The 12,996-nt window shown below is 47.9% G+C and carries 5 protein-coding genes and 1 pseudogene; 3 read left to right on the forward strand and 3 right to left on the reverse strand.

What is annotated here, in order from left to right; translation table 11 throughout:
- Positions 1-2,470: pseudogene (locus QUB24_RS31915) on the forward strand (DUF4347 domain-containing protein); the annotation flags it as partial.
- Positions 2,471-3,117: 647 nt separating this feature from the next.
- On the opposite strand, the gene QUB24_RS31920 reads toward QUB24_RS31915, so the two are convergent.
- Positions 3,118-3,741, reverse strand: a complete 624-nt coding sequence (locus QUB24_RS31920) for a GNAT family N-acetyltransferase (RefSeq protein WP_333157558.1) — start codon at positions 3,739-3,741, stop codon at positions 3,118-3,120.
- Between the two features lie 354 nt (positions 3,742-4,095).
- On the reverse strand, positions 4,096-5,277 hold the full coding sequence (locus QUB24_RS31925) for a transposase (RefSeq protein ID WP_333157559.1): 1,182 nt from the start codon (positions 5,275-5,277) through the stop codon (positions 4,096-4,098).
- 1,540 nt (positions 5,278-6,817) lie between these two features.
- On the opposite strand from QUB24_RS31925, the gene QUB24_RS31930 reads away from it, so the two are divergent.
- Both QUB24_RS31930 and QUB24_RS31935 read left to right on the forward strand, forming a co-directional pair.
- On the forward strand, positions 6,818-10,339 hold the full coding sequence (locus QUB24_RS31930) for a response regulator (RefSeq protein WP_333157560.1): 3,522 nt from the start codon (positions 6,818-6,820) through the stop codon (positions 10,337-10,339).
- A 799-nt stretch (positions 10,340-11,138) separates the two neighbouring features.
- Positions 11,139-11,585, forward strand: a complete 447-nt coding sequence (locus QUB24_RS31935; RefSeq protein ID WP_333157561.1) for a hypothetical protein — start codon at positions 11,139-11,141, stop codon at positions 11,583-11,585.
- Between the two features lie 239 nt (positions 11,586-11,824).
- Here QUB24_RS31935 and pheS read toward each other — a convergent pair whose 3' ends face one another.
- Complete coding sequence (gene pheS, locus QUB24_RS31940; protein WP_015177077.1) at positions 11,825-12,829, reverse strand: phenylalanine--tRNA ligase subunit alpha; 1,005 nt, start codon at positions 12,827-12,829, stop codon at positions 11,825-11,827.
- Positions 12,830-12,996 lie beyond the last annotated feature (167 nt).

A 12,996-nucleotide genomic window follows, 5' to 3' on the forward strand; every position in this document is an offset into this window, starting at 1 on the left:
CCCCAACAGCAGCCAGTTAGTCACAGGATTGGGAGGAAGCGACCCCGACGGGTCGATCGTCTCTTACACCATCAACACCCTGCCCTCACCAGACCAAGCAGTCCTGTTTTTAGGAGATCCCGCCAACGGTGGCGTACCAGTGACACCAGGCCAAGTCCTGACTCCTGCACAGTTACAGCAACTGTTTTTCTTCACGACGGGCAACTTTACAGGAGCCAATTTCACCTACAGCGCCACAGACAACAGCGGCGCCACCAGTCCCGCTACCGCTACTGTCGCGGCCATACTTCCAACTGGCAACCAACCGCCAGTTGCCAACAATGCCAACTCCAGCCTCGCCCCCAACAGCAGCCAGTTAGTCACAGGATTGGGAGGAAGCGACCCCGACGGGTCGATCGTCTCTTACACCATCAACACCCTGCCCTCACCAGACCAAGCAGTCCTGTTTTTAGGAGATCCAGCCAACGGCGGTGGCGTACCCGTCACACTAGGTCAAGTCCTGACGCCAGAACAGTTACAGCAACTATTTTTGCAAGCCACAGGCAACTTTACAGGAGCCACTTTCACCTATAGCGCCACAGACAACAGCGGTGCCATCAGTCCCGCTCCCGCTACTTTTGTCGCTATCTTGCGGGCGGATGGGCCAACTCCCACACCAACGCCGACATCGCCGATCATCTCAAATCCGATCGGGGAAACAGATACCGACTGTCAATGTTCGCCCATTATTGAAAAACCGGGAATTAACTTTGCGCCCCCGCCGCAACCACCTGCTGTTGGATTTGTCCGGCCTATTTCACAATTTTCCGAGGGACAAACCACCAAAGGAACTGACGGCGATGATTTCATCGTAGACACCAAAGGCAACCAAAAAATTGTCGGTTTGGAAGGCAACGACCTGCTTTTAGGTGAAGACGGCGCAGACGAAATTTACGGCAACGAAGACAATGACACAATTTTTGGGGGCATTGACACCGATATTGTTTACGGAGACGAGGGCAACGATATCGTATTTGCAGGCAAACAGAACGACTGGATTGCCGGCGGCTTAGGCTCTGACACCCTGTTTGGAGATCGAGGTGCGGATACGATTCTCGGAGACACCGGGCAGAACAACTCCCAGAGTCCTGACGATGCTCGCGATTTGATTTTCGGAGGCGAGGCTGGAGACCTCATTAACGGCAACGAGGGCGACGATACCATCCATACCGGCAAAGGTGACGATATTGCCCTTGGAGGTAAAGAAAATGACCTGATTTGGGGCGAACTCGGCTCCGATACGTTGTTTGGTGGCATCGGCTCCGACAGCTTGTTTGGGGGCATCCGCGACCAAAGGGCCAGCGACTCCCAGGGACGCGACTTGCTGTACGGAGGCTTCGGTAACGACTCCCTCCACGGCCAACAAGACGACGATACGCTGGTTGCAGGCAAAGATAACGATCGCGCTTACGGAGGTAAAGGCAATGACATCATCTACGGTCAATTAGGCTCCGATACCCTCTACGGCGGTGAAGGAGCCGATACTCTGCTCGGTGACAGTGGCAGTTCCCAGTCAATCGGGGATATTGGGGAACAAGACTTAATCTTTGGCGACAGCGGCAACGACATCATCGGCGGCGGTCACGGTAATGATACGGTGCAAGCAGGTAAAGGCAATGATTGTGTTTGGGGTGGCAAAGATAATGACCTGATTTGGGGGGAGCTCGGCTCTGATACCCTTGTCGGCGACAGCGGCGACGACACCATGTACGGCGGTGCTCGAAGTCGAGCTCAAGATGTTGGCGGCCAAGACTTGCTCTTTGGTGGCATCGGTGCTGATGTACTGTTTGGCGATGAGGGTGACGATACCATCAGTGGCGGTGAAGACAACGACTTGATTTACGGCGGCAAAGCTAACGACCTCATACACGGAGATCAGGCCGACGACTTGATTTACGGCGGTTACGGCAGCGATGAGCTCTGCGGTGACGAGGGCAACGATACCATCTATGGCGATCGTGCTGATAACCGGGCTGTCTCGGTGGGGGCAAACGACCAGCAAGACTGCATCAACGGCGGTGATGGCGATGACTTGCTCTACGGCAATGAAGGTCAAGATACTATCAACGGAGATGCTGGCAGCGATACTCTGATTGGTGGTAAAGATAACGACCTTCTCAATGGGGGCGCTGGAGATGACTGGCTGTTTGGCGACTTGGGCGAGGATACTTTAATTGGAGGTATTGGGTTTGATCGATATGTGTTGAGTGCTGATGGCGGCATTGATACTGTCATTAACTTCGAGGTAGGCGTCGATAAGTTGGTTTTGAGCGACGGCCTGAGTTTCCAGCAGTTGCAATTTAGCGCCACTCCGAACGGTACGTTGCTGCAAGTAGCAGGAACCGATCGGGTTTTAGCAAATCTGGTTGGGGTTAACGGGGCGATCGGCTCCTCGGATTTCCTATCAGAGATCTTGCGCTTTGAGGGTTAGAATTGGTGGCGAAAGTCCCCTGTTCTGGCGAACAAAACGCCACAGCAGATCCGAACTTCTGTGGCGTTCCTCACAATACTCAATCGGGGGCTTGAAACTTTGTTGCACTCGGCTTTTGTCATGGCTCTTACAGTGGCTTTTTGTCCCTCTCTAAAATGCTAAAAAATAAGGGTGTATTCCAGCCGGATTTGGTATAATATCAAATCAGTTAGCCTTGGGATTATTCATAAATCTCTTATTATCCGCGTGAATCAGCGTCAATCCATTGTCCGGGGCGGTTAATAAATTTTCTTTTTAAAACCGCAGATGTGGGCTGATAAACACAGATTAACGCAGATGAATTCGATTAATTCCTGTTGCAGCGTCCGTGATTTTTGACTTGTTTTTACGCCCGACGAGGCGACGGGAGTTGATATAACTTTGTATGGAGTTTTTCAGGTGTTCCCAGGTACACAAGGGTTGGTAACAAATAGTGTTTACTAGCAACTAATTTTATTGTGTTTTGCGATCGGGCTTAAGAGTCAACTAAAATTCATCACTAATTCCCCATTTCCATTCCATTGATTCACAATAGAAGGAAAGAAGAGCTATTTTTTCCTTTTTCTTGGCGAAGCCCCAATTCCCGATAATCAATTCAAATACTTAGCTTAGGATAGCGATATCTGCTTGCGTAAAAACAGCCGGCGCGGCTGCCCCAACAGCCAACCAGTCCAATTCCAATCCACCTGTTGCAAGCGATAGCCGGCTTGATAGTACAACTGTCGCGCTGGGTGATTATTTTCCAGAACGTGGAGGTAAATCTCAGAAAATCCCCATTCTTTGGCTGTCTCCTCGCAGTTGCTGAGCAATTGTTGAGCAACCCCCTGCCGCCGGTACTCCGGGTGAACGGCTAAATTCGACAAATAAGGATAGTCAGAATTAGGGATTTGCCAAGGAAAGCGAGAACGCAGAGCCATTTCTACTGTTCCTGTTATGCGCTGATCTCGGTGCGCCCTATAATTCTGCGTTCCCTCCTCGCGCGAGACTAGCTCAGCAACCAGACAAATGTAATGTTCTGCCTTAGAACGCAGTCGATTTTTTAAATCTTCGTAAATGCCCAAACGCAACACTGGATACACCCATTCTACAAACCCCTCGCGGGAGTGAAAGCTCATGGCTAAAATATCAGCTAGCTGCGTTAAGTCGTTGGGCGCAGCCACCCGGATCGAAAAACCAGAAAGTCCGGGGGTTTGTTGTTGGTGAGATGGTGAGGAAAAAAAGGAAGGATTCACAATGCCAGGCCACTATATTAATTTTTTTACGCTGGTTTCTAAGCTACCCTCTTAGAAAATTCACTGATGTTATACTGATCTTATAACGTAACTTATAGGCATAGTTTATTAGCCCGATTAAATTACATTTTTTGGTGCTTGACTTTAAGTAGTATTTGAGGTAAAGGGAAAATTATTAGCAGTTAATACTCTAGTTATGAAAAAATAAAACTCATCCCCTAATACTAGATTTGTGGATAAGCTATTTGGCTTTTAAATTGAAGCTTGATCCCTGGCTTTCGGCCGGCATCACAAGAGTTTAATTGACACTCCTCGGCCTGAAGGCACGAGGATTCTTGGATCATCCAGTCGAACTTATCTCTGTTTGGCTGCCACCAGCGAGTAGAGATCGGTCTGTCCCCCAGCGTGAATTCCGGTGTGTCCCACCGTATTTAAAGTGATTCCTGCCTGTTTCAAGCCCTTTGCCAAAATGTTTCTTCCGGCATTGTGGTCGCGATCTAGTATCGTTCCGCAACTACAAATATGGGTTCGAGTTGACAGGGTTTTCTTGACAAGATTGCCACAATTTGAACAGTTCTGAGATGTGTACTGCGGTGGAACAGCAATAACTGTTTTGCCGTACACTTTCCCAAAATATTCCAACCATTGAGCAAATTGCGACCAAGCTGCATCGCTAATTGATTTAGCAAGCTTGTGGTTTTTCACCATATTTCGCACCTGAAGGTCTTCATCGGCTACAAAATCGTTAGATTTTACCGCGCACAACGCCGTCTTTATGGCGAAGTCTTTACGCTGCCGACTGACCTTCAGGTGTTTTCTTCCTAACTTGTTAATAGCTTTTTTCCGGTTCTTGGAACCTTTCTTTTTCCGAGAAACTCGCTTCTGCAATCTCTTCAAAGCTTTTTCGCTTTTTCGGAGATACCGAGGGTTTGCAACTGTTTCACCGTCGCTATCGGTATAGAAGTGGTTCAATCCCACATCTATTCCAATAGCCTTACCAGTCGGAACAAGTTCCAATGAGCGTTCAACGTTGATACAGAATTGGGCGTAGTATCCGTCGGCACGGCGTACAACTCTGATTCGCTTAATCTCATCGGGCGCATAGAAATGCAAATCCCGACTGCCGATTAACTTGAATTTTCCAGCAGCAAAACCGTCTTTAAATGTTAGGTATCTTTTGTCGCTAGAAAGCGCCCAGCCTGATTGTTTGTATTCAACGGAGCGAGTGTGCTTCTTGAATTGTGGATATCCCTTCTTTCCGGGTTTTTTCGCTTTGCAATTGGCAAAGAAACGCCCTATAGCAAAAATGGCACGTTCCGCTGAAGCTTGACGTGCCGTTGAATTAAGCTTGCCCGCCCATTCAAACTCTTTAGCCATAACGGCGCATTGTTTGTACAGGTCTACTAGCTTAATCCCTTGATTGTCTATCCAGTGTCTAAGAGTTTTGTTTCGCACAAATTGAGCCGTCCGAATCATGTCGTCGATGATTCGATATTGCTCCGCTTTGCCCTTTAACTTAAACTCTAATACTATCATTGCAATAGTCTACCACTTTTACAAAAATTTTTACTTACAAGTCTGTGTATCCAACAAATCTTCACAGTCTTTGTAGTTAAAGCCGTCCTATAAGGACGGGGCTTTAGACCCAATTTCGTGGTAAACAGTAGCTTACAAATTAAATGCGCGACAGCTTAGCGGGCAAGGTATTAAAAACAATCACAAAGGTTTTAACGTCAGGTTCCCGGAATCCTACCGCTCTCTGCTTACGGAAATACCCGATCGAATATAATTTATCCGTCAAGCGGTAGTTGAAAAACTCAACGACTGACCATACTAACACCGGGCGCACTGGCGCGTCGGATGTTCCCCGCCACCCCCCGACCTGGCACCCCAGCTTTCAGCAGTTCTGGGCTATCCATCGCCCATCCCCGATCAAACCTGCCTTACCTGTTGAGCTACTGGGTACTTTTCCAACCTCCAATTTAAATTTGGATGCCTGGAAACTGTCTGCAGGGGTTTTCCCCGTCGGTTCGATACTCTGCTGCGCGCGAGACCTTCAAAACCTCGATCGAGCTGATTGACCCTGCCCAAAAACCGATACAAGCCACCGACACTCGTCGGGGACAGATCAAAATTTTCGACCCTAGTTCAAGCTCCGCGATTCATCTGTGGAGTAAATCTAAAATCTCAAATCTCAAATCTAAAATCGACCGATCGGTTTCCACAGAGTACATCCCTAGCTAAGATTAACAGATGGATGCTCGAACTTGCGGTGTTTCGCCGCAGTAATTGGCTTGGGCGTTGGTCTGGAGGAGGCACAAAAAATGCCGAGATCGGGGAAAAAAGTGCAAGTCTAACTAAAATGGTACAGCAATTGCGTCACTCCCACAGACACCTCTGTGGTCTGTGGGCCACCCCCGAATATCAGTCAGGGGCTCGGCGCCGGATTGTGGTCGGTATCCTTGGCTGACTGTTAAAGTTGCTGTTAATTGTGGGAAAAAACACCGGCGAAGATGTTGGTTGTCTATTGTATCTTGCTGCGGGCAGCTTTCACATACCAAATAAAACACTCCCCGGAGCCAGGCTCAAACATAATTTTGGCAAATCAACTCACAATCAGGACGGTTATTCCTATGTATTCTGAGATATCCAGACGGCAGTTAAAATGACCACCTTTGTGTTTGCTCTCCTGCTGCATAAAGGTAAGGGGTGAAACAAAATTATCTATCGGGAGATGAGTTTATGTGAATATCATTAAATAATAAAATTGGGGTGCACGACAGATAACTGTGGCTCAGAAGAATTCCGAATTGAAAACCCAGACATCAAAAATCAAGGTTGATGCTTGCCTCGACCTACTCACAACAACTTCATATCCACGAATTATTGTGATACCATTTCCCCAAAATAATGGCACTCTAGGCAAACTCCCAATCCTTATGTCATCAGTCATTCGCAATCGAAAATCGAAAATCGAAAATCGAAAATGGTATGACTTCAGTAAGTTAAATCGGCGAATTCTTCCCTTAATCAGACTTATTAAATCGAACAGCCCCGGGGCACAGGAGAACGGTGCATGAATTCCCAAGAAAATCCTAAACTAAAAATTCTGATCGTCGATGACGAACCGGATAACCTCGACTTGCTTTACCGCACCTTCCATCGAGACTACAAAGTGCTCAGAGCCGAATCTGGCCCCGCTGCTCTCGAAATTTTGGCAAAAGAGGGAGAAGTAGCAGTGATTATCTCCGACCAGCGAATGCCAAAAATGAGCGGTACGGAGTTTCTCAGCCTGACGGCGGCTCAGTACCCCGACGTGATCCGAATTATTTTAACTGGCTATACGGATGTTGAAGATTTAGTTGAAGCTATTAACGCTGGCAAAGTATTCAAATACGTTACCAAGCCTTGGGATGCTCAAGAGCTGATAAATCTTGTCAGTCAAGCTGTTGAGACTCACAATCTTCTGAAAACGCGCACCAATGAACTGCGCCGTGCTTTGAGCCAAGAATCGCTGCTTTATGCCGTTACCAATACTATCCGATCGGCTCCCAATTACCAGCAAATGCTGCAAAGAATTGTGGAAACTGTCGGGCAGATGTTTGAGGTGAGTTGCTGTCTGCTGCGGCCGTTCCAAGACGGCCGGGTGGCCGATGAGTGGTTCGTTTATCAGAAGGCAGAAACTAAAGGGCAGCAGGGCGATGAGGAAGCGATGCCCGGTGATACTTCTGCAGCCGAACTCTCCCCAGATTTGCTTCCGGATTTGGTTTGGGAAACTCTGGATGTGGAGGTGATTCAAGATGCCCAAACTGACGATCGAGTTTTAAACTGGGATAATCAGCAACGACGGCAGGCTTACGAAGCTGCGAATATTCGATCGAGCTTGATCGTACCGCTATTTTACAAAATCGAACTGATGGCAGTGTTGGCGCTGCACCAGTTTGAGGAACCGCGCCAGTGGCAAGACCACGAGGTACAGTTGGTAATTACGGTGGCAGACCAAGCGGCTTTGGCGCTTTCTCAAGCCCGGGCTTACGAACAGGTGCGGGCGCTGGCCAAGCGCGAGGCCTTAGTCAATACTATTACTACGGCAATTCGATCGAGTCTCGATCCCCAAAATATTTTTGCAGCCATTACTCAACAACTCGGCCAAGCTTTGCAAGTTGACGGCTGCGCCCTATCTCTGTGGACAGAAGATGATGAATACGTCCAATGCGTGGGGCTATACGACACAGATAGGGATACCGTGGCTGTAGAACAGGGTTTTATTGATCCAGAGGTAGTTGCGAACCCTCTGGGCTACGAGACGGCTTCTGGCGATGCTGCTGCTAACACTCGCGCCTGGGTTTTTGCCCATCCTTCTTTACCACAGTCTTTGGTGCCGATTCGGGGCAATCCGGTGTTGCTGCAAGTTATGATATCAAAAGAGCCGGTGGCGATCGAAGACCTCGACGAACACCCCGAATTAAATGTTACAGAACTGCAAGTTCGATCGCCAGCCCGCGCCCTGTTAGTCGTTCCCTTGCTCTCAGAAGGCAAAATCATCGGCAGCATTTCCCTGCGCCAAAATCACAGCATCCGCCGCTGGAACATCTCAGACATTGACCTGGCTCAAATAGTCGCAACTCAAGCTGCTCTGGCCGTGCAGCAGTCGCGCCTCTACCAGACTACCAGACAGCAGGCAGAACGGCTTCTGGAAGCCGATCGGCTCAAAACCGAATTTTTCCAAAATATCTCCCACGAGTTCCGCACGCCTCTAACTCTAACTATCGGCCCTCTGGAATCAGCTTGCAGGCGTCAAGAAGACTTACCCTACGAACAAGCCGTAATCGCTTTGCGTAATTCCCGCCGCCTCCTACGCTTGGTAAATCAACTGCTGGACTTGCAGCGGCTCGATGCCGGACGGATGCAGCCGAGTTTCCGCCCCTGCGATTTAGTCGGTTTCTGTTACTCTACCGCAGAGTCGTTCCGCGCCTACTGCGAGAAAAAAGGACTGCACTTAATTACCCAACTGCAAGAATGTCCTTTACTTTATTTGGACTTGGAAAGATTCGACAAAGTTATTTACAACCTGCTATCAAATGCTGTTAAATTCACCCCAGAAGGCGGAACTATCACCCTCAAAGTTGAATCGGCCGGCGCTCACTGCCTGTTACAAGTAAAAGACACGGGTATCGGCATTCGCACCGAACAAATTCCCTATTTATTCGAGCGCTTTCACCAAGCCGAAGGTTCAGCTAGCCGTTCCTACGAAGGCAGCGGTTTAGGTTTGGCACTTGTCAAAGAATTAGTCGAACTTCACGGCGGTCAAATTTCAGTTGAGTCAGTTTACGGCGAAGGTACTACTTTTACCGTTTGGCTGCACTTCGGTTCGACGCACTTGCCCCCGGAACAGGTACTAGAAATACCTGCGGAGTTTCACTCATCGAAAGCTGCGGTGGAACTGGCAGATGTGGAGGCGGATTTGTCGGAAAATGAGGCAGAAAATCATAACTTTGAGGCGCTCGATCCTGTCCGATCAGAAACAGCAGTGGGAACGGTTTTGGTGGTTGACGACAATCCAGATTTGCGCTTTTATGTGTCGGCAATTCTGCGAGATTCCGGGTTTGCAGTTTTGTTGGCGCGCAACGGAGAAGAAGGATTTGCCGTGGCTAAAAAACGTCGCCCTAATTTAATTATAACTGATTTGATGATGCCTTTGATTTCGGGCTTGGATTTGATTAAGATGATTCGAGAGGATGAGGAATTACAGGGAACTCCGGCAATTTTGCTGACTGCTAAAGCCGACGAAGATACTCGAATTGAAGGAGTAGAACGGGGTGCGGATGCTTATTTGTCCAAGCCTTTTAATGATCGAGAATTGTTGGCGGAAGTGCGGAATTTGATCGCCCTCAAACAAAACGAGCGGCGAGTGCAGCAGTTGAACAGTTATTTAACTGAGTCGGTGCTGCGCCGATTTTTGCCGCCGGCGATGGTGAAGGCAGCAGCGGCTGGAGATTTGGCTTTGGATTTGCGCCCGGAACCGCGATTGATTACTATTTTGTTTAGCGATATTGTCGGTTTTACTCAAATGGCAAATACGCTGCGCTCGCGCCGGGTAGCTGAGCTGTTGAATGAATATTTGGCGGCAATGACTAAGGCTATTTTTGACAGTGGCGGTACGGTGGACAAGTTTGTTGGAGATGCGGTAATGGCTTTCTTTGGCGCGCCGGAGGAATTAACGCCTAATGAGCAAGTACGCCGCGCTGTGGCTGCTGCTGAGCAAATGCTGCGAGCTCTCAAGGAGCTTAACAAGGGCTGGTTGGAGCAGGGAATTGTTGGGGAAAATGGCGTGCCTCCGGTGCGGTTTCGCTGCGGAATTCACCAGGGTACTGCGGTGGTGGGGATGTTTGGCGGCCCTGATCGATCGGATTATACTGCGATCGGGCCAAGCGTGAATATTGCCGCCCGCTTGCAAGAGGTGACGGAACCAAACACGGTGCTAATTTCGGCGGCGGTTGCAGATTATGTTGAGGAAAATCGCATTGTTAAATATAAGCCTTTGAAACTAAAGGGAATTGATGAAACGGTATTGACTTTTTTGCTAAATTGTGATTAGTCATTATAAGTATTATCTGTTGAGCTCCCACGCACAATTTCGGGAAAAACCTATTCCTAAATAAGTAGATGAGTGGCAAAATATGTATGTAGCCCAAAGCGATGGTCACTCCGTGAAATAATCCTTAGAAGCGATATTTTATGAAAACAATCGCCCGGTTGATGATAGCTTGACTGTCGCACCTACTTACTGGTCGTAAACAATGTGTTAAATTTAACTTGAATCACGCTAGTTAATGTTTAGTTGCATAAACATAATTTTTCCCGCCTATCTACTTAAGCGCGCGGCTCTGCGCTCCGGTTGTGGAGTCATATCAATTCCGGTTGCATAGGAATAGTCAAATCCAGTCAACAATCAACAATTACCGATGGATGGTGGAACCGGAATTGATATCATTCATCTGCGTTAATCTGTGTTTATCTGCCCTCATCTGCGGTTAAAAAAAGAAAATTTCTTAACCGCAGATGACAAAGGATTGACGCAGATTAACGCAGAAGTCGAGAAGAGATATATGAATAATTCCGACCCTAACAGATTTGACATCAATTGTTTAATCTTTAATCTAAAATATACAATCTACTCACCAAAGTTCAAGATTCCAAATGGCGGCTGGGGAGTCAACTCTAAAATCTAAAATCTAAAATCTAAAATCTAAAATTGACTGACATTCTTTGCGTCCATCTATCAAAAGGGGGAAATTTTTTAACCGTTCGTTGGCGGATAACCTCTCTCTAGAGAACGGTTCAGCCGCTCGCTCTGATCGAGTAGAAATAGAATGTCATATCTGATTGTGTATTGTATGAAACTGAATTCTTTTACGAAACGGCTTTCGACTGTCGGGCGCTTGATGGCTGCAACTGTGCTTTGCGTGTCAGCGATGGCTTTCGTGTGGTCTGGTGCGTTCTTCTCTAGCACCGCAGCAATGGCCTCTCCTGCTGTAAACTTGATCGCAGCAGCAGATGCGGGCGATGCTGTTCAAGAAAAAGCCAGCAAAGATGCTGGACGAACCAAGAACTTCATCCGAGATACAGAAGAGAAGGTTAAGGAAACTGCCAAGACGAATGCTGCTAAAGTCGATCGAGCATCGGAGGATGGTAGTGTAGTAGAGCGCAAAGCTAAGAAAGATGCGGCCACAATTGAGAAAAGAGCATCGGAAGATTCAGCTCGGACTCAGGAAGCAGTAGATAATACCAAGAATGCTGTAGAGCGCGCTGTTGACAGCATCAAGGATGTTTTTAGCAATTAGAAAATAAATAAGTAGGTAAGTGCAAAGGCCTTGTCTACTTAAGTAAGCGGGCATGAATAAACTGATGTGAGGGGGCGGGTTTTGACCTTAAAGAAGTCGGATAGCCAGAGTTACTTGCACTCACCCGCCCACCATATCTTATGGTTTTGTCGCTATTGTCTGCTTACTTGAAACTGAAAAATTGATGTAGCTTAAGCAAAATCTCTCGATGGTTTGTAGAACCGACCCCAAACCATGCTTTAAAATTGCCGCAAAAAGCGCAAGTCGCTAGCATAAACCCGGCGAATGTCGTCGATTTCATAAAGTACCATTGCGAACCGCTCGACCCCAAAACCGGCAGCAAACCCAGTATATTTTTCAGGGTCTAAACCGACTCCTTTAAGAACGTTAGGATCGACCGTTCCGCAGCCCAAAACTTCCAGCCATTTGCCGTTCCACTGCAAATCTACTTCGGCCGAAGGTTCGGTAAACGGAAAGTAACTCGTGCGGAAACGAATTGGCAAATCTTGCCCGAACATTTGCCGCAAAAACTCTTTAATTGTGCCTTTCAAGTCAGTAAATGTCAGACCTTCATCAATTGCTAAAAGTTCAATTTGGTGGAAAACTGCTGCGTGAGTAGCATCGACAGTATCGCGGCGGTAAACGCGGCCGGGAGAGACAATCCGAATCGGCGGTTTGTGCTGTTCCATGTAGCGAATTTGCACTGATGATGTCTGAGTCCGCAGTAAGTCGCCACCTGGTAGGTAAAATGTATCTTGCATATCCCGCGCTGGGTGGTCTGGCGGGGTGTTCAGCGCCTCGAAGTTGTAATAATCTGTTTCCATTTCCGGGCCGTTGGCGACGGTGTATCCCAGGCCGACAAAGATATCCAGAGCGCGGTCTATGACGGCGTTTAAGGGGTGAACGCGGCCTTGGGGGCGAAAAATCCCCGGCATGGTGACATCGATGGTTTCTGAGGCTAATTTGGCTTGGATTTGGGCTGTTTGGAGGGCGGCGCGCTTGTCTTCTAAATCGGCTTGCAGGGCTTCTTTGACTGTATTGGCGATCGCACCTACTTTGGGCCGCTGGTCTGGCGACAGTTTGCCCATCATGCCTAAAATTTGAGAGAGTTGGCCTTTTTTGCCGAGGTAGCCGACGCGCAACTGTTCGAGTTGTTCGAGGGTATTGGCGGTGGCGATCGCACTTTTGGACTCTTGACCGAGGGTTTCTAGTTGAGTTTCAATGTCGCTTAGCTGGACAGTCATTTTGATTTTAGATTTTAGATTTTAGATTTTAGATTGATGGCAGTTTTGGGCCAAGTTGAGTTTAGCGCAATTTTGGCTCTACAGCTTGTTGATTTTAGATTTTAGATTTTAGATTGATGGCAGTTTTGGGCCAAGTTGAGTTTAGCGCAATTTTGGCTCTACAGCTT

Source organism: Microcoleus sp. B9-D4, assembly GCF_036705105.1.
Classification (GTDB): Bacteria; Cyanobacteriota; Cyanobacteriia; order Cyanobacteriales; family Microcoleaceae; genus Microcoleus.

Coding starts and splice junctions, on each gene's coding strand:
- QUB24_RS31925 (WP_333157559.1), bottom strand. CDS start 5,277: ATGATAGTATTAGAGTTTAAGTTAAAGGGCAAAGCGGAGCAATATCGA.
- QUB24_RS31930 (WP_333157560.1), top strand. CDS start 6,818: ATGAATTCCCAAGAAAATCCTAAACTAAAAATTCTGATCGTCGATGAC.
- QUB24_RS31935 (WP_333157561.1), top strand. CDS start 11,139: ATGAAACTGAATTCTTTTACGAAACGGCTTTCGACTGTCGGGCGCTTG.
- pheS (WP_015177077.1), bottom strand. CDS start 12,829: ATGACTGTCCAGCTAAGCGACATTGAAACTCAACTAGAAACCCTCGGT.